Origin of the sequence: Marinithermofilum abyssi, assembly GCF_014641195.1 — a bacterium.
GTDB lineage: Bacteria > Bacillota > Bacilli > Thermoactinomycetales > DSM-45169 > Marinithermofilum > Marinithermofilum abyssi.
Map to the genome: position 1 here is coordinate 208758 of NZ_BMHQ01000006.1, position 23804 is coordinate 232561.

A 23804-nucleotide genomic window follows, 5' to 3' on the forward strand; every position below is an offset into this window, starting at 1 on the left:
GATGCCTCCCGTGGGAGGCGTTTTTTATATGCCTTTCAGCAATCGGGGCAAATGGAGACGGCTCAACAGCCAGGCAGCCGCCCAGGCAAAGGCGGTGGCAACAACCGCCGTCCACACAAGTGGCCCCCACCATAAAGGCAAGGCTGCCAACGTACCTTGCATCCCCAATAAGGGAAAGGCAAGGCGAATGAACTCCATCCTGCGTTGACTGCGGGGAAGCGGATATAAGCGAAGCCAGGGTTGATAGCGGTGGATCCGCATGATCCAGGGCAACTGGATGGAGACCAGCAGCTGTACAGTTCCCACTAAGATACAAGCGGGAAGGATGTCGGGTTGCAAAATAGCCAGGATGATCGCAGCCAATCCCGTCAACCGGGTGATTGCCCCATAGGGCTCTTTGCGCCGAAAGAAGGTGCGCAGATAAAGAAAACGGTATGTGTAATCCGATTGATACGGCAGGATGCAACTTACCCAGTTCCACATCTTGCGGGGGCGAACCTCTTCGGTTCGATAAGGCACATCCACAAAGTGGGAAGCGAACCGGTAGTAGGCGGCGACCTGCTGTTGTTCTAAGGACAACAGTCGCTCCCATGGAATCATATGGGGAGGGTTCATCCGCTTACGATAGGATCCCAAGATCAGAAACAGCCAGATTGCACTCAATCCCAGCACGAGGGGTTGGGGACCTTGAATGAGCAGCCAGCCGATTATCAGCAGGTTGGTACCCCACCGGAGCCAGAAACCCGCCCATTCCGGTTCCGGTGTACGCAGTTGAAACCAATGAACGGATAGATTCCATCCCTTCAGTCCCAACAGACAGAGGGTGAGGATGAGAAAGCTGTTTGGATCTCCCAGGCGGGCGATGTACAATTTGGCGCAGAAGGTCAGCAAAACCATCATTTTCAACAGCTGAACGGCTGTATTGTAAATCAGGATCTGGGTGAGATAGCGCTGGACATGTTGTTGTGCCGGATAGAGAAAGACCGGGTCCGGTTCCTCTAAAAACGTCCGGATGTGCGTAGCGGAAACACCCCACGTCAATAGGACCGTCAACAATATATATACGGGCATTGGGGAAGGAGATTGCAACAAGAGAGAATACAGGTACCCGATCAAAACGATCAGCGCGATCGGGAAAAAATGCATCCCCTTGGCAATCTCGGCGAAATAGCGGGCACCTTTTTTCCAGGCTAGCAAAAGCCTGGTTACAAACAATGATTCCAAGCGCAGGTTCATGGTCTCCCTTCCTTCATGACATGTACAAACAGCTGATCCAAAGAAGCTTGATCCAATCCGGTTTGCTGCCGCATGCTCGCCATATCCCCTTGCAGAGCAATCCGTCCTTCTTTCAATATCACAAAACGATCCCCATACTTTTCTGCTGTGGCCAGCACATGAGTGGATAACAGGATGGAGCAGCCTTGCTCTTTCAACTGGACCATGTGTTCCAAAAGGGAATGGATAGCCAAAGGATCCAGACCGACAAAAGGCTCGTCCACAATCAGCAGGCGAGGCTGTATCAAGAACGCGCACATGATCATCACCTTTTGCCGCATCCCTTTGGAGAAGGTGCTGGGATACCAATCCGCCTGGCGTGTCATTTGGAAGGTTTCCATCAGTTCTTCCATCCGGCCCTCGGCGTGTTTCTTTTTGATTCCATAGGCCATTGCGGTTAATTGCAGATGTTCTTTCAACGTCAGTTCCGGATACAGATAAGGAGTTTCCGGTATGTATGCGATTTTTTTACGGAAGGATTCCGGATGATCCAGTTGGGTTTGACCGTCAAAAAGGATCGTTCCTTTGGTGGGGCGGAGAAAGCCGAGAATATGTTTGATCGTCGTGCTTTTTCCTGCTCCGTTCAATCCGATGAGGCAGACAATCTCCTTTGGTTGAACGTGAAACGAGAGATCGTGAATTACCGGTTGTTGCGGAAAGTACCCTCCTGTCAGTTGATGGACTTCCAGCAAGCCAGGCCACCCCATTTCCATATAGGTTCGACACTTGTCATCTTATCCCAGCGAAATCGGAGTGTCCAGCGTCAGACTTTTCCCGCATACCATAGAGGCCGCGCCCATAGAGTAAAGTAACAAAGGAGGGCGGGGAGATGGAAGGGAAGGCGGCGCACATCGACGGGATCCGCCGAGAGATCGACCGCCTGTGCCGGGAATTAATTCGTCGGCAAGGTTCAGACGGCCGTTGGTCCTTTTGTTTTGAAAGCGGGCCGATGACGGATGCCTATATGATATTGTTGTATCGATTGTTTGGATGGAAGCGGGAGGAGCGAGTGGCCCAGCTGGCTCGACGGTTGCAGAGAATCGGGGAAAAGGACGGCGTGTGGAAGCTGTATCCCGACGAACCGGAAGGCAATATTTCCGCTACAGTGGAAGCTGCTGTCGGGCTGATGTATGCAGGGGTTTTTCAGCCTGACGATCCCAGGGTTCGCCAAGCACGGGAGTTTGTGTTGTCTCAAGGCGGATTGGAAAAATCCGGTTCTCTGACCAAAGTGATGCTGACACTCATCGGGCTCTATGACTGGTCCCGCCATCCCCGTGTTCCCGCTGAACTGTTGCTTCTGCCTCGGTGGTTTCCCATCAACTTCTTTGACTTTGTCGGATTTACCCGTGTTCATGTGGCACCGATTCTACTCGCTTCCAACCGACGTTTTTCCTGCCGGCTGTCAGGTCCGAAACCGGATTTGGATACCTGGTCGTTAAACAAACCGACTCCTGCCGACATCTCCTCCCAAACCGTCCGCTTGCACGAAGAGGTGGAAGTTTTGCTTCGGGCCAGGAAAGAGCGAAGGGGGTGGCTGCACCAGGTGGCGATGTCCAAGGGGGAGCGCTTCATCCTGGAGCGGATTGAACCCGACGGAACCCTGTACAGTTACTTTAGTTCCACTTTTTTGATGATTTTCGGCTTGATGGCGATGGGATATCCCAAGAACCATCCGGTATTGCAACGGGCGATGAACGGTCTGGAACAACTGGCGTTTTCTGTTGGTGAAGAAGTGCATGTGCAAGAAACTTCCTCAACGGTGTGGGATACGGCGTTAATCACCTTTGCCTTGCAGCGGGGAGGGGTGCCGCCGGGACATCCTGCCATCAGGCGCGCCGCCGGGTATCTGTTCAGCCGCCAGCACATCCGGTATGGAGACTGGGCACTGCGCAATCCCGGCGTATTTCCCGGCGGGTGGGGATTCTTCGATATCAACACGATCAATCCCGACTTGGATGACACTTCTGCGGCGCTCCGGGCGGTGGCACCCACGGTACTTCTCAACCCCGCCGCCTATGCCGGCAACTGGAACCGGGGTGTGAACTGGTTGTTGTCGATGCAAAACCGGGATGGGGGCTGGTCCGCTTTTGAAAAAAATACGGATAAGTCTTGGCCCCGCAGATTGCTCCCCTTTGAAGATGCCCATACGGTGTGGACGGATCCCTCCATCAATGATCTGACGGGACGAACGCTGGAGTTTTTGGGAAACCACTTGGGATGGCGAGCGGTTCACCCGGCTGTGCAGAGGGCTGTCCGTTTTTTACGCGCACATCAGGAAAAGGACGGCTCCTGGTTCGGACGGTGGGGGGTTGCCTATATTTATGGAACCTGGGCGGCACTGACGGGGATGGCTTCCGTCGGTTACGGTCTGCAAGATCCCGCTGTCAGCAAAGGGGTTCGCTGGCTGGAATCGATCCAAAACAAGGATGGCGGGTGGGGAGAATCCTGTCGCAGCGATGTGGTCCGGCGCTATGTGCCCTTGGGCGGAAGTACGCCGTCTCAGACCGCCTGGGCACTGGATGCCTTGATCGCGGTTTATGACCGGCCAACACCTGCTATCGAAGCGGGGATTGGTTGTTTGCTGGACATGGGGCAAAAGGAAGGCGGCTGGATGACCTACCCGACCGGGGCGGGTCTTTCAGGGGGGTTTTATATCCATTATCACAGTTATCGGTACATATGGCCGCTGCTGGCGCTGGCTCATTACCGGGATAAATATGGTTGAAGAACGTAGCAAACTCTCCCATTCCGTATTCTTTCATATATAATGATAATCAATGGTAGATATTGATGGAATTGGAGGTCGCTGCAATGACTGCTGCAGGGCTTGGTCTCTCTTTTTTTCTTGGTTGCGGGGCTGGCTGGTGGGTACCTGCCTTGGGACGTTGGGCATTAAAAGGAATTCCCTTGAATGAAAGGATCGATAGATTTCGAGGGGTTCCTCTGCCACGATGGGGATGGTGCGTTGGCTTAGGAATATCCTGGGTGCTGACTGGATGGGAGACGGGCAGCATAGGGGAACTGCTGCTGGGTTGGTCCTTGACGCTGTTTCTGGCGGTGGCTGTTTGGACGGACTTGGGTACCGGGTTGATTCCCAATCGATGGGTTGTTATGGGGGCCTTGTTTTTTTTTCTCGGCAGAGCCATCATTTCATGGGATGAATTCCCTATCTATCTGTATGGTGCGGCCAGTGCTGCTGTTCTTTTGGGGTTGGTCGCGTGGTTAACCGGTGGAATGGGCGGCGGAGATGTGAAGTTGGCGGGAGCGGCCGGGCTGGTACTGGGCATCGGTCCCGTGCTGACGGGGATTGCGCTGGCCATTTGTATCGGAGGGGTATGGTCCTCATGGCTGTTGCTGAGCCGCGGGATCCGACTGAAGACGGCGATCCCCTTTGGGCCGCACCTTGCAGCAGGATTCCTAGTCTCTTTTGTATGGGGGGAGGAATTGCTTCGCTGGTATCTCTCATTTTTGTGAACTGCTCTCCACTGAAATGGATCATGTGGATGCGTTTTGTCGAGAAAAGGGTGTGACTTTGTCTAAGGGAGAAGTGTAATTATATTGGTATGGACGAACAGGGACTCTCCTTGTTCGTCTTTTTTCATCCTCATCCTAAGGTAGATTGTCTGCCGCCTTCTGTAGATGTTTGCAGGGTTGTCAACCATAAAAATTTTCCAAATTTCATGGTATAATAAGCATTAGACTATTTAGAATTGCAATGGGGAGCGGAGAGCGGTTATGATGGAGAGCAATTTTTCTTTTCTTCAAAAACGATGGCCTCTTCTTGCCCACTTGGGAAAAAGGGCGGAAGAGAATTTGCACCCAGATCCCAACGGTACGCTCGTGAAATTGAGAATGTTTGGGGAAAGTATGGCCCGAATTATTTACGCGGAAGAAAAGCTGGAAAAGCCCGAGCCTAGTGATCAATATGAGAGGCTGAAGAGTCTCCGTTATAGAGGAGAGTTACCCCAAGAGGTTATAGGCATGTTTCATTCTCTCCGCAAAAAGGGGAACAAGGCGGTCCATGATTTCGTCGGAACCTTTGAAGAAGCCGCTGCCCAATTGAAGATCGCTTATAAATTGGGCGTTTGGTTTATGCAAACGTATGGGGATTGGGAGTTTGAACCTGTCGGATATCAGGAGCCTGAGCCGGTGCCCCAACCGGACGAAATTCGTCGGGAGTTGGAGAAAAAGTTTCAGCGAGAACAGGAGAAACTGGAGAGAAAATGGGAAGATGAATTGGAACGCATCCGGGAAGAGTATCGAACGCAACATTATATCCTGGAACGGCGCAGGCAGGCTCGGTCGGCGGCAAATTCGTTGGACCTGACTGAGGAGGAGACGCGTCGCATCATCGACAGCCAATTGAAACAAGCCGGATGGGAGGCGGACAGTCGCCATCTTCGTTTTGCCTCTGGTGCACGGCCCGAAAAAGGGAAGAACCTTGCCATCGCCGAGTGGCCCACTGCCCATGGATCGGCAGATTACGCCCTTTTTGCCGGTTTGAAGCTGGTCGGTCTGGTAGAAGCGAAAAAGATGAGCAAAGACATCCCCTCCGACCTGGAGCACGAAGAAGTATGCCCGTTCTATCGAGCCCAAATCCTCGGAGGAGATCACCGGCCCTTGGGGGGATTACCGGGTACCCTTCGTGTTTGCCACCAATGGCCGGGATTATTTCAAACAGACCGAAGAGAAGTCCGGTATTTGGTACCAGGACCTGCGCCGTCGGAGCAATCGGGCGCGTGCCTTGCCCGCTTGGTTTTCTCCGGAAGACCTGCTGGAGAAGTTGGAGCAGGACGAAGAACAAGCGCAATCCCGGTTGGCAGATGAACCCTTGAGTTACTTGGATCTGCGCCCTTATCAATATGAAGCGATCCAAGCCGTGGAAAAGGGCATCCGGGAAGGGAGACGCGAGCTTCTTTTGGCGATGGCCACCGGGACCGGAAAAACCCGGACGGCCATTGGATTGGTGTATCGCCTGATCAAGACGAAAACCTTCCGTCGCATCCTCTTTCTCGTCGACCGCAAAGCTCTGGGAGAGCAGGCAGAGAATGCCTTTGCCGAATCGCCGTTGGAGAATTTCCGTTCCTTTACACAAATCTTTGAGTTGCAAGGGTTAAAAGAAAAAGAACCCAACCCGGAAACCAAGGTACATATCCAGACGGTGCAAGGGATGATTCACCGTCTGTTTAAAGATCCGGATCATAAGCGGGTTCCTTCCGTCGGGCTTTATGACTGTATTATCGTCGATGAAGCCCACCGCGGTTATAAGCTGGACAAGGAGATGAGCGAGACGGAGATCCATTTCCGCGATCAACAGGACTACATCAGCCAATACCGTCGAGTGTTGCCCATGCATGGAGACGAGAAGGCATTATATATTTTATGAAATCCGATTTGCTTCCGGTGGATTGGGGTGGGGGAAAGGATAATGGAAGAAATCGAGAGATGGCTGATGTTTAGCTACTGGGGTTCCTATTTGAAGAAGGATTATATACAAGTTGGATTGGATGTAACTGAAATACTCATGTAACACTGGGGTCAGGTTGAATGGTTGAGGGGAGTTGCATGATGAAGGGTTAAAAGATACGGACTCTATTAAAAAGATTAGAGAAGAAGTATTGAATTACGCCAAATCCACTCTTAAGTTCATTCGGACCGAATTTGGGTTTGGGTAGAAACGGTTCAATAACAGCCCATTCTCGTACAATACTCCTATTATATTCTTGGTATTTTATGTGTTTGATATAGCTTTTAACCAATTTGCGCAAGAAGTCCTCCACTTCTAAAAGTGACTGATAAGTATTTCGGAATTGGATAGTAATAATCATTCAGTATTCTTGATGTATTACCATCTTATCCTTGTAATCAAGTACAGGCGTAAAGTTCTGGAAGATTCTATTTCGAGTCGGGCAAAAGGGATATTTGAGTAATTGTTTGCTCAAGAAGGAGTTTCCACATATATAAAAAAGTTATGGAAAGAGTATTTTTGGTCAAGGAGTTTCTGTTTGTTGACAAGCACCGATCGAAGTTGTGAAGAGATATATGGAATCACAGAGTAGAAAGTGGGGTGAAAAGGCATGATTCGTGCTAAAAGAGTCTCTTTTCAGGCATCCAAAAAAGATTTAGATCGTTTATTCACTTGCAATCGTGAATCAGCTCTTGTTTGGAACGAGTGTTTACAATTATCCAAACAGTATTATATGGATCACAAGAAATGGATTTCTAAATCGGAGTTGCAAAAAGCAACCAAGGGGCGATTCAACTTACATAGCCAATCGATTCAAGCTGTTTGTCACAAATATCTGTTTGCCAGAGATTCTGCCTATCAAGCGATTCAAAAAGGGATCAAAACGGTTTTCTATCCATACAAGAATAAGAAGCACTATAACACCAAATGGGCAAAAGATGGATTCAGAATTTTTCCTAATGGAAAAATTGAATTATCCATGGGAATTCATGAGGGGAAACGCCAGAAGCCGATTGTCCTTCACACATCTGATCTGCCGGAGGGACAAATCAAAGAAATCGAGCTTTGTTATGATCAAAGGTTGTACCTGACTGTTTCATTTGAAGATGGGGTAGAAAATCAGACCTATACATCCCAACAAGTAGCTGGAGTAGACTTAGGTGAAATTCATACCCTTTCTTCCTTCTGTGAAAATGGGGAAGCTCTGATCGTAACAGGTCGCAAAATGCGTTCGATCCATCGCCTTCGCAATAAAAAATTGGCTGAAATAGGGCGCTTACAATCTAAATGTAAGAAAGGTTCCCGCCAGTGGGAGAAGTATCAGAGGGCGAAGCGATATATCCTTTCTAAATCAGAGAAGCAACTCCGAGATGCCTTGCACAAGACGACTAAACAGTTTGTGGATTGGTGTGTCAAACAGTCTATCTCTGATGTTTATATGGGTAACCCCGAAGGGGTACAACGAAATACCAGAAAGAAAAAGAAGGCGAACCGCAAGCAAGCTGGGCGTCTATCCAACTGGTCATTCGGAAGGGCCAAAAGGTATCTGAAATATAAGTTAACTCAAAAAGGAATCGAGCTTCATGAAGTAGATGAAGCATACACAAGTCAGACATGTCCTGTCTGCCAGAAGAGAAGGAAAGTCTCTTCTAGAAATTACTACTGTAGCTGTGGATATCAAGAACATCGAGACATCCATGGAGCTAGAAATATTCTATCTAAGTCGCTCTTTGGAAAAATTACTTATATGGATGTTCCCACAAAACAAACGTATCTACGGATCGCTTAGGCGAAAAGTAGTAGATGGGTTGTTCCGCCCCTTGTACCATAGGTACATGTTGCTTACTTAGGGATGAAGATGACTTCCGATCTAGTAGATCGAGTCATGAAGGTAAACCCTTATTGACGCTGAAGAGTCTTTATTCTTTTGGTAAGAAACTCCCATCTCTACAGGTGGGAGAGGTTCATTAGATGAAAGAATTCGACTCTCTTTGGTTCTATCTCAATCTAGCAGGACATACAGTGATAGTAAAAGAAACGCCTGAACCAAGGAGACGATGGATCGATGGAACAGCCTCGTATTACCGTTCAGTCCAAAGGAAAAGCCGTCCAAAAGGAAATCACTGCCGGTACCCGTACACCTGTCTCATCGGCTAAGCATCGGCCCATTCAGCAGGATTCTTCCCGTGTACCGGTCAACCAAACGAAATCTCCCGAGCAAAAAAAGGATCTGTCCGCCGAAAAAGGCCGTATCTCTTTTGCTTCTCTTTCCATTCCCTGGAAGGATCAGGAGAAGTGGGGCGAAGGAATCGAGTGGGGCAGTCCGCATTCCAACCACCCCTGGGGCAAAAAGGATCGCCAACCCTTGCGGAATCTGCTGATTTCCGTGGGTGCCGCTGTGCTCTTGGGGACACTGATGGGAATTGTCGTCTTATCCCTCTTTTTCTCCGGAGAGCCCGCTTCTTCCCGGTCGATTGACTCCCATTTAAAAACGTTCCCTGGCCAAATGGAGAAATCCGGAGAGAATCAACCGCAGGGAAATGCCGCTGATACCGTGCGCCTTCCTGCATTAAAAGCAGTGCTGATTCAAGGGGGGATCTATAAGGAAGAGGCTGGAGCACAGCAAGCGCTCCGTCAACTGCGGGCGAAAGGGTTGGCCGCGATCCTGACGGATGACTCCCCCTATCGAATCTATCTGGGTACGGGCATCAACCGGGATGATGCCTTGCAATTATCCAATGTCATCGGAGAACAGGAAGACAGAATTTACCTGAAGGAAGTAGCGGTTGGAGAACAGGGGATACCGGTTAAAGGAAACGAAGTAAAAAAGAATATGAGAGCGGTCACTCCTTTTTTGAAAAAGGGACATGAATTGTTTCAAAGTATGGCGCAGCAAACAGCCAAAGCTTTGGGTGCCTCCACCAAACCGGCCGCTTTAACGGAGTGGGATCAAGTAGAAGGCTCCTATAATCAAATGATGAAGGAACGCGAACAAGCGGAAGCACGTGTGCCCGACGCCGCCAAACCTGCTTTTCGTCAGATGGTGCAGGCGTTGGACCAAGCGTTCCAAACAGGAAAAAGCGGCCAGAGCCGTACAGACGCCGCTTTGTTATGGCAAATTCAGGAAGGTTTAGTGCGTTATACATTAGCCTACGAAAAATTTGTGGACACCTTGCAATAGCGATGGATTGTTTCTTGTTCACAGGGTTTGATTTTGCTAAACTTAAGTTATATCAAGTGTTTGATATGTTTCCCCCGGTTGGGTCCCACTGATTCAAACGGGGATTGTTTTTGGAAACCGTTTGGCTTGGAAAATTGGATTGGAGAAGGACTCTATCATGGAATGCGGACCTCCTTTCCACCATTTGTACCAGGATTTGAATGGTATTGTACACTTCGTATAAAATAAGGAAACTATTTACACCAGAGATTGTAGCAGAGACAAGGAGGTCTGACCCATGCAACCGGAACTTGTACTTGCCTCCGGTTCCCCGCGGCGGCGGGAGTTATTGGGTTTTTTCGGAGTTCCTTTTTCGGTGCATCCCAGCGATGTATCGGAAGAAGTTCCGGGAAACCCTACTCCCGGCGAGCTGGTGGAAATACTGGCTGCAAAAAAAGCGCTGGCTGTCGCTCATACGCGTACCAGCGCATTGGTCATTGGTTCAGATACCATCGTGGCTTTGAACGGGGAGATTCTCGGAAAGCCGGTGGATGAGGCAGATGCTGTCCGTACGCTGGAGCGTATGCAGGGACAAGCCCATCAAGTGTATTCGGGAATCGCATTGGTCGAAGTGAGTGATGGGCATGTTACTCGACGGCTGATCGACCACCGAGTTACCCGGGTCCATATGCGCAACATGACCCGTGGGGAAATCGAGTGGTACATACGGACCGGTGAACCGATGGACAAAGCGGGTGCCTACGGGTTGCAAGGCATCGGTTCCATATGGGTGGAACGGGTGGAAGGCTGTTATACCAATGTGGTAGGTATGTCTCTTCCGCTCCTTCAAGATATGTTAAAGCGATTTGATTATCCCGTTTTTCAGCAAAAAGGCTCGCCCGAAGATAAGGAATAACCTCAGGAACCTTCATCTGCGCCGCTTCCCTTATCGGCGGGAGGGGCGGGGAGGATGACATGAAGGATCAGTTAATGATTCGGGACGTGCCGGAAGAAGAACGTCCAAGGGAGCGGTTGACCCAACTAGGAGCTGAGCATTTGTCCAACGCTGAGTTGATAGCGATCTTGCTTCGGACGGGAACTGCATCGGAATCGGTAATGGGGCTTGCGTCGCGCCTTCTTTCCCAAACGGGCGGATTAAAAGGGCTGACTCATGCCGGATTGGAAGACTTGGTGAAAATCCGCGGAGTGGGTCCTGCCAAAGCAGTACAGGTCTTAGCGGGGATGGAGCTGGGACGGCGTATTGCCCGCGCGATTCCCGAAGAGCGAAAAGCGATTCGCTCTCCTTTGGATGCGGCAGAATGGGTTATGGAAGAAATGCGGTATTTGACCCAGGAGCATTTTGTTTGTCTGTTTCTGAACACCAAAAATCGGGTTATAGATAAACAGTGCATTTATGTCGGCGGTTTGAACTCCTCTGTGGTACACCCGCGCGAAATCTTTCGAGAAGCGATCCGGCGCAGTTCCGCGGGGATTATCTGCGTACACAATCACCCCAGCGGCGATCCCACCCCCAGTCGGGAAGACATCCGTGTAACGCAAAGGCTGTATGAAGCCGGGCGCATTGTGGGTGTCGAGCTTCTCGACCATATCATTGTCGGTGATGATTGTTTTGTCAGTTTGAAGGAAAAAGGGTAGATCCCCGTGCGTCCGTGAGGGCGGGGGTACCGCCTGTCATGGTCGCTGCCTCTACATCATATCAACAGAAGGGCTGAGGACCACATGCGATTTTGGGGAAATAACGAAAACGAGGGAATTTTTAATAAGTTCGGCGGCTTTACCCGGGATATGGGCATCGATCTCGGAACAGCCAATACCCTGGTATATGTGAAAGGGCAAGGAATCGTGGTACGGGAGCCTTCCGTGGTCGCGATGGAAACCGGAACGGAAGAGATCAAAGCGGTGGGCAATGAAGCAAAACGGATGATCGGGCGTACACCCGGTAACATTGTGGCGATCCGCCCAATGAAAGACGGGGTGATCGCCGATTACAACACCACTGCCACGATGATCGAGTATTTTATCAAACAAGCCCAGCAACAACGGATGTATATCCCGCGCCGACCCAATGTGATGGTGTGCGTACCCTCTGGCGTCACCGCAGTGGAAAAGCGGGCCGTGGAAGAAGCAACCCGGCAAGCCGGGGCCAAAGAAGCGTTCACCATTGAGGAGCCTTTTGCCGCGGCGATCGGGGCCGGGCTCCCGGTATGGGAGCCTACCGGCAGCATGGTGGTGGATATCGGCGGGGGGACTACGGAGGTTGCCGTTATTTCTCTCGGCGGTATCGTAACTGCCAAATCGTTCCGCGTGGCTGGCGACGAAATGGATGAGGCCATTATGCAATATATCAAGCGGATGTACAACCTGATGATCGGGGAACGCACTGCGGAAACGTTGAAGCTGGAGATCGGTTCAGCCAAACTGGATGATGACGACGGCAAATCGATGGAAATCCGGGGGCGGGATTTGATCAGCGGTCTTCCCAAGACGATACAGATCACTTCCCGTGAAATTGCAGAGGCATTGTCTGATACGGTCAACTCCATCATCGATTCCGTCAAAATGACGCTGGAGCAAACGCCTCCGGAACTGGCTGCAGATATTATGGATCGGGGAATCGTCTTGACCGGCGGCGGTGCGTTGCTGCGCAACATGGACGCTCGGTTGAGCGAAGAGACGGAGATGCCGGTAGTGATAGCGGAAAACGCATTGGATTCTGTTGCTGTGGGTACCGGCAAAGCCTTGGAAAATATCCACCTCTTCACTTCCGGTTCGGGGATTTCCTCTTCCCGTGCCGGACGTCGGCACTAAGCAGGTGATTTTTCTTGTTGCCTCGTTTGTTTGCTAATCGTCGGTTGTTCATCTTGTTGTTGTCGGTTATTTTATTGCTGGTCACCATGGGCATGACCCGGGGGGACCGGGAGCAGCTGTCACTTCCTGAGACAGGAGTAAAAAATGCGGCAGCTTGGGTTCAGGGCTTTTTTTCCCGTCCGGTCCAAGCTGCGGCCGGTTGGTTTGACGGAAGTAGCAATCAGCTGCAAGCACACAATCAACAAAATGTAATACAGCTGAAAGCCCAAGTAGCCAAATTGAAGCAGGAAAATAAGCAACTGAAGAAAACCTTGGATTACACCAAAGATCAGAAAGTGGACACGATCACCGCACGCGTGGTCGCCCGCAGCCCGGATCTGTGGAACAATCGGGTTGTGATCAATCAAGGGTCCAAGGACGGCATTCGAAAAGATATGCCCGTCGTTACCTATGAGGGTTTGATCGGACGAGTAAAAGCAGTAACCGGTCATATGGCAGATGTCCAATTGCTGACCGACACGGGAAGCGGTCCCGGAATCGCGGCTCATGTTCAGACCGAGGATAAAGAAGTGTTTGGTCTGATCGAAGGGTATGATACGAAAACCAAGCGGTTGTTAATGAAAAAAATCCCCTCCAATGCAAAGCTGAAGAAGGGCCAATTGGTGGTTACTTCCGGTCTGTCGGATATTTACACCGGTGATCTCCTAATCGGTACGGTGGACAAAATCACCTCCGGAGAGTTTGGTGTGGATCAGATGGTGTATGTCAAACCGGCGGCCCGTTTTGAACAGCTTCAATATGTTATGGTTGTCCGTGATCCGGTCAAGCTAAAGCTGAAAGAGCACCGGAAAGAGATCGACAGCCAAGGAAAGGGAGGGGAATAAGATGCCGCGTTGGATATTGGGTCTGTTTCTCTCCTTTCTGTTTTTCCTGGAAGGGGCGGCTGCACAAGGGGTGCTCCCTCAAGCGTGGGGGAGCCCTTTGGTGTTCATTCCGCAGTTTGCTGTGAGCGGCATTATTCTTCTTGCTTTATACAACGGTCGGTATGAAGGTCTGGCCTGGGGATTTGTTTTTGGTTTGCTGTATGACATCGTTTACGGCCAAGTGATCGGGGTTCATGCTTTTTCCACTGCTGTTGTAGGCTATGTAGCCGGTTCAATCCCCCGTCATATCAAACTGGGACCGTTGGTGGCATTGTTGGTCACCGGCTTGGGACAAGCGGGCCACTTGTTGTTAACCTATGGATGGTACCGTCTGTTTGGGATTACGCATATGGCGTGGAATGAAGCGGTTTTCTTCCATGTGGCGCCATCCGTTCTGTTCAATGCAGCTGCTGCATTTCCGGTATATCTCTTCATGCGTTGGCTTGTGGACCGGACAGAAACCCGTCGAAACCGTTGGTTTCACTAAAGCGGTGTACCGGGAGGCGATCGCCCGCCACGAACTTGTCTTCGCAGGGAAGGAAAAAACTTGTGTTTGCCGAAATCTTTATCATGAGGCGGGGTGACGCATTATGGGAAAAGTGTTGAAGTCCGGTGTCACAATCAAGGGTACCAAAGACGGGCTTCTTTTCCTTTTGGACGATACACGTCCATTTGAGACCATTTTTCAGGAACTCAAATACAAGCTGGAAAAGAGTCCGGGAAACCTGTGGAACGGTCCGGACACCCACGTGTTGATTCGGATTGGCAAACGGCAGATTACACGGGAAGAAGAAAGCCGACTACGCAAGTTGATTTCTACCCATAAAAACCTGATTGTCCACTCTATCGAGGCCGAAGGGCGTCCTTATTTGAAAGATGTAAACTCTGGTATTCAGATGTTGGCCGGAACCGTTCGGTCCGGCCAAGTGTTGGAACACCGCGGAGACCTATTGCTCCTGGGAGATGTCAACCCCGGCGGCTGTGTGCGGGCTACCGGCAGCATCTTTATTTTGGGAGCGCTTCGGGGGTTGGCCCATGCAGGCGGAGAGGGAGATGACCAGGCAATTATCGCTGCCTCCCAGTTTCGCCCCACTCAGCTCCGAATCGCCAACGTTGTTTCACGGCCACCGGATGAATGGGAGGAAGTCGATTCCGAAGGGATGAATTTTGCCTACTTGATCAATGATCAAATCGCTGTGGACAAAATGCATCAACTGCCCCGGTTTCGGCCGGATCTTGAGTGGAAGGACAGCCGCTTTAAGGGGTGACAGGAACCATGTCCGAAGGGAGGGGTGGAAAAGTGGGAGAGGCGATTGTTGTGACATCTGGGAAGGGCGGGGTGGGCAAGTCGACCACCTCTGCCAATATCGGCACGGCCTTGGCCATGTCAGGCAAGCGGGTCTGTCTGGTGGATACAGACATCGGACTCCGCAACCTGGATGTGCTGATGGGTTTGGAAAACCGAATTGTATTTGATCTGGTGGATGTAGTGGAGAAGAAATGCAAAATTCAACAGGCTTTGATAAAAGATAAGCGATGTGAAGCACTCTATCTGTTGCCGGCGGCTCAAACCAAAGACAAGGCTGCGGTCAGCAGCGCACAATTGCGCTGGTTGGTCAATGAGCTGAAGGAGCAGTTCGATTACATCCTTATCGACTGTCCTGCCGGAATCGAGAAAGGGTTTCAAACAGCGGTTTCGGGAGCGGACAAGGCCATTGTGGTTACTACACCGGAGAATGCCGCCATTCGTGATGCGGACCGAGTCATCGGATTGTTGGAAAAAGAGCGGACCGGGCTGCCCAAACTGATCGTCAATCGTTTGCGCACTCAAATGGTGAAAGAAGGCGGCATGATGGATGTAGATGAAGTCGTCAACGTCCTGGCGGTGGATTTATTGGGTGTGGTGCCGGATGACGAAGAAGTAATTCGGAGCGGCAACCAAGGGGAGCCGATCGTACTACATAACCGCGGACTGGCTGCTAAAGCCTACCGCAACATTGCCCGCCGGATTCAAGGGGAAGTGGTTCCTCTGCTGGTGTTGGAGAAAGAGAAAAAGTTGATGTCCCGTATGAAAAGGTGGCTGGGTTTTGCGTAAAGGAGTTCTCTGCATTCGCAGGGAGTGAGCCTGCTGCCAAGCCCGTCTTGCGGGGAGAATAGAGCTCTTCAACCAAGGAGCGACCTTTGAACGACGTACCCAGTAACGTCAGAGAGGGAGCGACGGGTAGAAGAGCTTTTTCATGGTTCACAAGCGTTAAGCTAAACGTCTGAAGGTGTTTTTCGATTGCGCATATCTCCATAAGACAAGTCATAGGATGTACAAAGAATGAACGGGTTGTCCGATCTTATGGAGGCGGGTGAAGACCATGCGGGAACACTATCGAGGGATGCGTAAGCGGAGAGATCAGCTTTTGAAAGAATGGCGCAGCCAACGGAGCAGTTTTGGTTCGAAATCATCTTGGCAACCGGTCTGGAAAAAATCGGGCGGCAAGGAGAAAGGGGAGGAAGCTCCATGGAACCGTCCGGGTCAGTGGCTGGAAGAGGAGAAAAAGCGGAAGGAAGGACGTTTTCTTTTTCAGGTGTTTTTTGCTTTTATCCTGCTTTCGGTGACGTATCTTGTATTCCAGTCGAAAGTCCCGGCAAGTCAGCAAGCGCAAAGCTTTATTCGTGAAGTGATGGTTCGGGATTATAATTTTGCCGGAGCGGCCCGCTGGTACCAGGAACATGTGGGCGGCTCACCCGCCATACTTCCCGCTTTTTTACAGAATAAATCGCAGCCGGAAAAAGGAAAGCAGGTCTGGGTCACACCAGCTAAGGGAAAAGTGATCCGTCCCTTTGACCAGGAGGCAAGAGGGATGGTCATTCGGACGAATAAAGAGGCGCTGGTGGTGGCGGCTTCGGAAGGGTGGGTTGTAGATGCCGGCAAAAAAGAAGGATTGGGCATGACAGTGGTTATTCGGCACAGGGATGGCAAGGAAACCTGGTATGGATGGTTGGGGAATATCCGGGTAAAGAAAAAAGATTGGGTAAAGCCCCGCCAGCTGCTTGGAGAAGTGGGAAACCGGGGGGGCGAGTCGTTGCTTTACTTTGGGATGAAACAGGAGGACCGTTTTATTAATCCGGCGGCTGTGATTTCTTTTGATTGACATACTGTCTCCGTTGCAGGGTGTTCGCATCCGGCTTCATCTGCTGTTTTGGTTGGTGATTTTTTCGTCCGTTTGGACCGGCCAATTTCTTGAACTGATCACGTTGTTTGTACTGGTACTGATCCACGAGCTGGGTCATATTTCCGCAGCCCACTCCTTTCGGTGGCGGATCACCTCCTTAGAGTTGCTGCCTTTCGGCGGCGTAGCCAAAACAGATGAATGGGGCACGGTTCCAGCCCGGGAAGAAGTGATCGTCGCGCTGGCAGGTCCTTTTCACAACGTGATGATGGTGCTGTCGGGGCTGGCTTTTTATCATGCAGGATGGTGGACGGATGATTGGACCCGCTATTTTGTTCAGGGGAACACAATGTTGGCTCTGTTTAATCTGTTGCCTGTTTATCCTCTGGATGGCGGTAGAGTGATGCAGGCGGTTCTGGGGCGGGGCATGTCCTACAGAAAGGCGATCCTGTGGAGCTTGCGGATCAGTGCGGTTTTCACGATGGGCTTATTGTTCTGGTCGGTGGTCGGATCATCCTTTTCTTTCAACCTGTTTGTGATCGGACTCTTCTTATTGCAAGCCAATTGGTTCGCTTGGCGCCAAAAAGAATACCAATATATCCGTTTTCTCATGCATCGACGCCAAATGCCGGTACCGGCAACCGCAAGGGTGACATCCATCGATGCTCGGGATACAGATTCTCTGCTCAAGGTGATTCGACGCTTTCGCAAGGACGCTTATCATGTCGTTCACGTAGTGGATGGCAAGGGACGGCGTCTTTGTTCCATACCGGAGGAAATATTGTTGAAAGCGTATTTTGATGACAAAAAGCTGCAAGCGGCTCTTGGGGATCTGATCGCTTGAGGATTTTTTTGTCAAGCGCAACCAAGTACTATACAATCTTGTTTCCTTTGGACAAGCGCACCACCCATCCGGAAATTTGCCAACGGTCAAGTGGATTGTGCATCAAAATCCGAATATTTTCCGTCCCGTTAAAATCACCTCTTCCGGCACCAATTGATCGATGCTTGCCTTATTGTTGAGATAAGCCAGTAATTCAGGTTGAATCCAGTAACTTTTTTCATTCAGTTCACCAGCTGGATGGGGATACTGAAGTAATATTTTCTCATTCCCTTTACTTAACTTTCTTAGCATTTCCCTGTATTCTTCAGCAGTCGAGTAGACATATCGTTCGGAAGTCGTTTCCAGTCCCGCTTCCTTCAGCAGATTTATGATGACATCGGTCGCAACCGCTTGACTGCACAGCGCCGACATATCTCCAGCAACTACTATTCGCGTCCGGTATAAAAATCTAAGTGAGCGAGGTCATAGTCTACCTGAACCCATCTCAATCGTTGAAATGAAGTACGTGGATTAAATATGTGACCTGGCCCATAGATTTCCTTCAGCGTAAGAACCGACTTTGTCTGAATCGACCTGGTATCCATATGAAATTCTCCTCCTTGGGTAAAAAGACGGGCTGTTAGGAATACTTTTTTACGATAAACTTGTGGGTGTACAACACTCTCCTATACATGGGCCTACTCACAGCTTTAAACATCTGCCGAAATAGGGGATTGGTGTTTGCCTCGATAAACCAGACTTTCCCTTTGTTATCGACAGCCAAATCAATACCAAGTACTCTGAACTCGTAATAACTACCTAAAACATTAGAAACTAAGTGGGCCAAATTGGATAAATCACCAGCGATTTGAGCTGTATCCCAATCGTTGGCTTCTAGAGCTCGGCCAACAGAAACGCTCTCTGCCCCACGAGACATGTTCGTCACAATCTCGTTTCCTTTGGACCAGCGCACCACCCATCCGGAAAGTTGCCAATGGTCATAGGGTTTGTGCATCATAATCCGAATATCATAAGAGCGCCCTTCCAGTTGAGCCATCTCAATACCTTGTTGTACAATATATTTACGGCCTCTCTTCATTTGCTCGGTTAAAAAACTGAAAGCCTCTTGAAGCAAGACGATCTTAACCTCTTCCTTCATACTGGATCGAATCTCGCACTGCTTAGAGTTGATTTTTCTAACCCGATAAATATTGATGCCTCCGTGACCCCTGTTTGGTTTCACATAAACCGTCTCGTATTGTTGAAGCATGGCCCTCAAGCTTTCTTCGGAGAACCATTCCGTTTTGGGAATATAAGAAGAGATCCAAGGATCTTTTAATAAAACGGCGTTTTTCTTCATTTTGCTTACTACTATTCTCTGAACCCTCATAATACGATCCATCCTCTCTATTAATATACTGATATGCCCTCCTGGATCAATTGTTCATTCAAATGATCGACGTCTTTCCGGCTATCGCCGAGAAGCAGTCCGGAAAGATAACCCGGGGCATCCCGATAGGGACTTGCGTTGGGATCGTAAATAGATAGCGGAATTAGACGTCCTTCTTCCATTTTTTGGCGTACTACGCGGATCAGACGGTCAAAATCACATTGTATGTTCCAGAAAAAATGCAAACACATTCTCTTGGCTCCGTAGACTTCTTCGATCCGATCCCGAAGAAGCAGTGCCGCACTGGATCCGTTCAAACGGAAGTTTAAATCCAGCACATAACAGTCTCCTTCCTGTGTGATCACGATATCAAATCCAGCAACGCCGACATATCCCAATACTTTGGCCCTTTCTATGATTTTCCGCCCCGTTAAAATCACTTCTTCTGGCACCTCTCTGTGGTCAATCCAGTTCCCCATATAACGTCCCCGCTCATCAACTATCTGTTCTGATGATCCGATGTAGAGGATCTTCCCTTTTGCTGTTACGACAAACTGAACGCAGTAATTTCTCACAATAGGAAGGAACTCTTCCACAACAACCGATTCCGCGTCTTTAAACAACTGGCAAGCGTACCTCAAGTCCTCTTCTGTCCGGCAGATGACGACGCCAACTCCTCCGCTGGCGGGTTGGCCCGTAGCAACTTTAATCACAATCGGTAACGGGTGTGGGATTTCGCTGAGACGTGTTATAACAGAGCGAAAGGGGCGATTCTCTTCCGGCACCAATTGATCGATACTTGCCTTATTGTTGAGATAAGCCAGTAATTCAGGTTGAATCGAGTAACTTTTTTCATTCAGTTCACCAGCTGGATGGGGAAACTGAAGTACGACTTTCTCATTCCCTTTACTTAAATTTCTTAGTATCTCTCTATATTCTCCAGCGGTCGAGTAGACATACCGTTCGGAAGCCGGTTCCAGTCCCGCTTCCTTTAGCAAGTTAATGACGACATCGGTCGTAACCGCTTGACTGCACAGTACCGGCATATCTCCAGCAACCACCAATTCGCGTCCGGTCATAAAATCGATACTAGCGTGGTCTTCCGGAAACCATCCCAACTGTTGAAATGAAGTGCGTGGATTAAATATGTGACCTGGCCCATAGATTTCCTTCAGCGTCAGAACCGACTTTATCTGAATCGACCTGGTATCCATATGAAATTCCCCTCCTTGGGTAAAAAAACGGGCTGTTAGGAATACTTTTTTACGATAAACTTATGGGTGTACAACACTCTCCTATACATGGGCCTACTCACAGCTTTAAACATCTGCCGAAACCCGGGACCGGTGTTTGCCTCGATAAACCAGACTTTCCCTTTGTTATCGACAGCCAAATCAATACCAAGTTCTCTGAGCTCGTAATAATTGTCTAAAACGTTAGAAACTAAGTGGGCCAAATTGGACAAATCCCCAGCAATTTGAGCTGCATCCCAATTGTTTCCTTTAAGAGCTCGGTCGATCGAAATGCTCTCTCCCCCTCGGTGCATGTTCGTTACAATCATGTCTCGTTTAGACAAGCGCACCACCCATCCAGAAAGTTGCCAATGGTCAAATGGTTTGTGCATCATAATCCGAATATCATAAGGGCGCCCTTCCAGTTGAGCCATTTCAATACCTTGTTGTACAATATAATAGCGATCTCTCTCAATATGCTTGTTTAAAAAACTGAAAGCCTTTTGAAGCGAGACGATTTTAACCTCTACATTCATACTGGATTGAATCTCGCACTTCTTAGAGTTGATTTTTCGAACTCGAAAAATACCGATTCCTTTGTTACCCTTGTTTGGTTTCACATAAACTGTCTCGTATTGTTGAAGCATGGCCCTCAAGCTTTCTTCAGAGAGCCATTCCGTTTTGGGGATATGTGGAGATATCCAAGGATCTTTTAATAAAAGGGTGTTTATCTTCATTTTACCTTGTAGCCTTCCTTGAAACGCCATAATACGATCCATCCTCTCTAATAATCTACTATATGTTATGAAGGTCCCATAGATATTGTGCATGTGATAGAATAAATGAGTATACCAGACAAAACGTTCATGCTTTTTAGGGCGTGTCTGATAATTCGAACCGCTAGCCGATAAGATGGCGGGCGATGGTAACGGCAGCTTGATTGACGCCTCGCTTCTCATAACGGGTAGCAATGGCACGCCATTGTTTCAGTCGATTGAAGCACCGTTCGGCAACATTTCGCTTCGCGTACAGATGACGATCGAAGGATAGAGGGGGACCGGGTCGTTGGCCTCGGCGCTCACGTTGATCGCACCGTTCCGGTATCGTGTATGGGATGCCTCGCCGTCGAAGAAGATCCCGGCAACTCGGGTAGCGATACCCCCGGTCGGCAAGGAGCCGATCCGGGCGTTTTTGAGTTGACCCCCCGTCGGTCGCATCACCCGAATGGTATCCAACAACGGCTCCAACTGGGTACTGTCATGGCGTTGCCCCGGAGTCAGGTGAGTCGACAGGGGGCGACCTTTCCCGTCACAAACCAGGTGCAACTTGGTGCTGAATTCGTATTTATCTCATTCTTTATGAAATTGTTAATTTGTTGAATCATTTTTGCTCTAGTACAATTATAAAATGAATGTATCAAATCCGTGGAGAAAGGTAAGGTCAGCCGGAAATGAGGCTTAAATACGTTGTCTTCTTGGCTGTATACGGATCCTGAGGTTTTGGAGATTGGAATAGAGAGAATTTTAGTAAAACATGGCAGTTTGCCGGGCACGTTAGCCAAGTCCGACAGCTGGGGGATTACTTCAGTGCCGAGGTGTCGGGCAACCCGATTATCGTAGCCCGTGCGAGGAGCAGAAAAATTCTAAAAATTTTTACACATACCGTGTATCGTGCAGTCAAACTGGGTAGAGGGCGAAGCAGTTTTCACCTGTCCGTATGCTATTGATAATTCCATGAGGGAGATGGTGAAAGTTGATGAAAACAGGACTAGGGAATGGAGCCCGATTGAATCGGTCGATGAAAAGCCGGCACTTGTTTATGATCTCCCTGGGCGGGGTGATTGGTACCGGGCTTTTCCTGGGTTCGGGGCCTACGATCGGTGGGGCGGGGCCGGGAGGAGCGGTGGTCGCTTACCTCTTAGGTGGTTTGCTCATGTATCTCGCCATGGTCTGTCTGGGCGAATTGTCGGTGGTAATGCCGGTATCCGGCTCTTTCCAGGCCCATGCGACCCGATTTATCGGACCCGCGACGGGATTTATGATCGGATGGACCTACTGGATGAGCTGGGCCACAACGGTCGGCTCAGAATTTACCGCGGCCGGTATGATGATGCGACGGTGGTTTCCAGATACGCCAGTCTGGATCTGGAGTGCCGCTTTCGTCGTCTTGCTTTTCACCCTGAACGCATTGACGACCAGGGGCTTCGCCGAAACGGAATTCTGGTTTGCGGGAATCAAAGTGCTGGCTGTCATCCTCTTCATCCTCATCGGCGGGGCCGCCGTTTTTGGGTTGATTGGTCTGGAGGGGAAACCCGCCCCTTTCTTCACCAACATCACCGATCACGGCGGACTCTTTCCCAACGGGTGGGCGGCGGTATTCATTACGATGATGACCGTCGTATACGCCTATCAGGGGTCGGAGCTCGCGGGGGTTGCCGCGGGCGAGACGGAAGATCCTCAAAAAAACATCCCCAGGGCGATCAAAAACATCGTATATCGTGTGCTGATCTTCTACGTGATGGCCGTTATCGTTCTGTCGGCGCTCGTTCCTTGGCAAAAGGCGGGATTGATCGAGAGCCCTTTTGTCACCGTTTTCGACATGGTCGGAATTCCTTACGCCGCGGATATCATGAACTTCGTGATCTTGACCGCGATTCTCTCCGTGGGTAACTCCGGCCTCTATGCCAGCACCCGCATTCTCTGGTCCATGTCCCGGGATAAAATGGCGCCTTCCCTTATCGGAAGATTGACGTCTCGGGGAGTTCCCCTTTACGCCCTACTGGTTACCCTCGGTTTCGCCCTGTTGTCACTGCTCTCCAGTGTGGTGGCGGCAGAAACGGTTTTCATGGTATTGCTTTCCATCAGTGGCTTGGCGGGAACCGTTACCTGGATGGTGATCGCTCTGGCACAGTACAATTTCCGCAAAGGGTACGTGAGGGAAGGGGGGAATGTTAAAGATTTGGTGTTTGCTGTGCGGTTCTTTCCACTCGTGCCGATCCTGTGCATCCTGATTTGCCTGTCCATCTTCGTCTTCCTCGCCTTTGACCCGACTCAGCGTTCTTCCCTTTACTACGGATTCGGGTTCATCGCCGCCTGCTATCTTTATTACTTTTTCCGGTACGGGAGGAGAAGAGGATAAGCCCCTGGCTTATCTGTACGGAGTGCCATCGATGATGTCGAAGCGATGAAATAAGCATGGAACCAGCCGATCCAATGTTTCTTTTATCAAGGAAAACGGTACATGGACGCTTTCTTGGAAAGGGTCGAATGATCCACCCGTGGATCGCCATCGCCGCCATCGCCGTCCTGACCGCCGCCGAGCTGATCATGGTCGGCCTCAGGAGAGCTTCGACTCCAAACTGGCGCATGCGCGGCCGATACTTCGCCGTTGCTCGTATTTTTCCTGTTGTGTCTTTGTCATCGGCTTATCAAGGGGAAAGGAAAAACATCCGCCATACTTTAGTGCCCTCCGCCCTGTGCGTTGACACTCCATAAGCTTTGTGGTATGATTTCCTTTGTGTTCATCTGCTTGCTCACCCGGAGCA

General features: G+C 50.0%; 21 protein-coding genes and 6 pseudogenes. 19 read left to right on the forward strand and 8 right to left on the reverse strand.

The annotated features are described in order from the left end of the window. Positions 1 to 24: 24 nt before the first annotated feature. Complete coding sequence (locus IEW70_RS10035) at positions 25 to 1236, reverse strand: ABC transporter permease (protein ID WP_188647789.1); 1212 nt, start codon at positions 1234 to 1236, stop codon at positions 25 to 27. Further along, a complete protein-coding gene (locus tag IEW70_RS10040) occupies positions 1233 to 1967 on the reverse strand; it encodes an ABC transporter ATP-binding protein (protein WP_308423150.1) in 735 nt (244 codons plus the stop codon). Before IEW70_RS10040 ends, IEW70_RS10035 begins: the two co-directional genes overlap by 4 nt. A 137-nt stretch (positions 1968 to 2104) precedes the next feature. On the opposite strand from IEW70_RS10040, the gene shc reads away from it, so the two are divergent. The 17 genes and pseudogenes from shc to IEW70_RS10120 all read left to right on the forward strand — a co-directional run bounded on the left by shc (position 2105) and on the right by IEW70_RS10120 (position 17659). After that, the gene (gene shc, locus IEW70_RS10045; RefSeq protein WP_188647790.1) at positions 2105 to 4000 is read left to right on the forward strand and encodes a squalene--hopene cyclase; all 1896 of its coding nucleotides are present in this window, start codon (positions 2105 to 2107) and stop codon (positions 3998 to 4000) included. Positions 4001 to 4260: 260 nt separating this feature from the next. Then, positions 4261 to 4749, forward strand: coding sequence for a prepilin peptidase (locus IEW70_RS10050; protein WP_188647791.1), 489 nt, complete (start codon positions 4261 to 4263; stop codon positions 4747 to 4749). Between the two features lie 618 nt (positions 4750 to 5367). Beyond that, a pseudogene (hsdR, locus tag IEW70_RS18700) lies at positions 5368 to 5781 on the forward strand (type I restriction-modification system endonuclease); the annotation flags it as partial. A 103-nt stretch (positions 5782 to 5884) separates the two neighbouring features. Further along, a pseudogene (locus IEW70_RS18705) lies at positions 5885 to 6001 on the forward strand (hypothetical protein); the annotation flags it as partial. A gap of 57 nt (positions 6002 to 6058) precedes the next feature. Beyond that, positions 6059 to 6661 carry a DEAD/DEAH box helicase family protein gene (locus IEW70_RS10060; protein WP_188647793.1) on the forward strand — a complete coding sequence of 201 codons (603 nt, stop codon included), beginning with the start codon at positions 6059 to 6061 and terminating at the stop codon, positions 6659 to 6661. 454 nt (positions 6662 to 7115) lie between these two features. After that, positions 7116 to 7356, forward strand: a pseudogene (locus IEW70_RS10065) (transposase). Continuing rightward, positions 7353 to 8531 (forward strand): RNA-guided endonuclease InsQ/TnpB family protein, encoded by a 1179-nt coding sequence (locus IEW70_RS10070; protein ID WP_188647794.1) that lies wholly within the window; start codon positions 7353 to 7355, stop codon positions 8529 to 8531. The pseudogene IEW70_RS10065 and the gene IEW70_RS10070 overlap by 4 nt, the downstream one beginning before the upstream one ends. A gap of 276 nt (positions 8532 to 8807) precedes the next feature. Next, complete coding sequence (locus IEW70_RS10075; RefSeq protein WP_188647795.1) at positions 8808 to 9923, forward strand: SPOR domain-containing protein; 1116 nt, start codon at positions 8808 to 8810, stop codon at positions 9921 to 9923. A gap of 277 nt (positions 9924 to 10200) precedes the next feature. Then, positions 10201 to 10818: a Maf family protein gene (locus tag IEW70_RS10080; RefSeq protein WP_188647796.1), complete on the forward strand. Its 618-nt coding sequence runs from the start codon at positions 10201 to 10203 to the stop codon at positions 10816 to 10818. Between the two features lie 59 nt (positions 10819 to 10877). Continuing rightward, a complete protein-coding gene (gene radC, locus IEW70_RS10085) occupies positions 10878 to 11558 on the forward strand; it encodes a RadC family protein (RefSeq protein ID WP_188647797.1) in 681 nt (226 codons plus the stop codon). An 84-nt stretch (positions 11559 to 11642) separates the two neighbouring features. Further along, complete coding sequence (locus IEW70_RS10090) at positions 11643 to 12731, forward strand: rod shape-determining protein (RefSeq protein WP_308423151.1); 1089 nt, start codon at positions 11643 to 11645, stop codon at positions 12729 to 12731. Positions 12732 to 12745: 14 nt separating this feature from the next. Beyond that, positions 12746 to 13615, forward strand: coding sequence for a rod shape-determining protein MreC (gene mreC, locus IEW70_RS10095; protein ID WP_188647798.1), 870 nt, complete (start codon positions 12746 to 12748; stop codon positions 13613 to 13615). Position 13616: 1 nt separating this feature from the next. Further along, positions 13617 to 14141, forward strand: a complete 525-nt coding sequence (mreD, locus tag IEW70_RS10100) for a rod shape-determining protein MreD (RefSeq protein WP_188647799.1) — start codon at positions 13617 to 13619, stop codon at positions 14139 to 14141. 103 nt (positions 14142 to 14244) lie between these two features. After that, on the forward strand, positions 14245 to 14922 hold the full coding sequence (minC, locus tag IEW70_RS10105) for a septum site-determining protein MinC (protein WP_188647800.1): 678 nt from the start codon (positions 14245 to 14247) through the stop codon (positions 14920 to 14922). Positions 14923 to 14954: 32 nt separating this feature from the next. Then, the gene (gene minD, locus IEW70_RS10110; protein ID WP_188647854.1) at positions 14955 to 15749 is read left to right on the forward strand and encodes a septum site-determining protein MinD; all 795 of its coding nucleotides are present in this window, start codon (positions 14955 to 14957) and stop codon (positions 15747 to 15749) included. A 268-nt stretch (positions 15750 to 16017) separates the two neighbouring features. After that, entirely contained in the window at positions 16018 to 16797 is a 780-nt protein-coding gene (locus IEW70_RS10115) for a M23 family metallopeptidase (RefSeq protein ID WP_188647801.1), read from the forward strand. Beyond that, complete coding sequence (locus tag IEW70_RS10120) at positions 16790 to 17659, forward strand: M50 family metallopeptidase (protein ID WP_188647802.1); 870 nt, start codon at positions 16790 to 16792, stop codon at positions 17657 to 17659. The genes IEW70_RS10115 and IEW70_RS10120 overlap by 8 nt, the downstream gene beginning before the upstream one ends. Positions 17660 to 17761: 102 nt before the next feature. Here IEW70_RS10120 and IEW70_RS18710 read toward each other — a convergent pair. The 6 genes and pseudogenes from IEW70_RS18710 to IEW70_RS18520 form a co-directional block, all read right to left on the reverse strand. Further along, positions 17762 to 18243 (reverse strand): annotated as a pseudogene (locus IEW70_RS18710) (hypothetical protein). Positions 18244 to 18278: 35 nt separating this feature from the next. After that, positions 18279 to 19028, reverse strand: a complete 750-nt coding sequence (locus tag IEW70_RS10130; RefSeq protein ID WP_188647804.1) for a YheC/YheD family protein — start codon at positions 19026 to 19028, stop codon at positions 18279 to 18281. Between the two features lie 20 nt (positions 19029 to 19048). Continuing rightward, entirely contained in the window at positions 19049 to 20242 is a 1194-nt protein-coding gene (locus IEW70_RS10135) for an ATP-grasp domain-containing protein (protein WP_188647805.1), read from the reverse strand. A gap of 35 nt (positions 20243 to 20277) precedes the next feature. Next, positions 20278 to 21027, reverse strand: a complete 750-nt coding sequence (locus IEW70_RS10140) for a YheC/YheD family protein (RefSeq protein WP_188647806.1) — start codon at positions 21025 to 21027, stop codon at positions 20278 to 20280. Positions 21028 to 21160: 133 nt separating this feature from the next. Continuing rightward, a pseudogene (locus tag IEW70_RS18515) lies at positions 21161 to 21388 on the reverse strand (IS5/IS1182 family transposase); the annotation flags it as partial. Between the two features lie 98 nt (positions 21389 to 21486). After that, positions 21487 to 21594, reverse strand: a pseudogene (locus IEW70_RS18520) (transposase); the annotation flags it as partial. A 421-nt stretch (positions 21595 to 22015) separates the two neighbouring features. Here IEW70_RS18520 and IEW70_RS10150 point away from each other — a divergent pair. Further along, complete coding sequence (locus IEW70_RS10150; RefSeq protein ID WP_188647855.1) at positions 22016 to 23398, forward strand: amino acid permease; 1383 nt, start codon at positions 22016 to 22018, stop codon at positions 23396 to 23398. Between the two features lie 56 nt (positions 23399 to 23454). Continuing rightward, positions 23455 to 23754 (forward strand): hypothetical protein, encoded by a 300-nt coding sequence (locus tag IEW70_RS10155; RefSeq protein ID WP_188647808.1) that lies wholly within the window; start codon positions 23455 to 23457, stop codon positions 23752 to 23754. Positions 23755 to 23804 lie beyond the last annotated feature (50 nt).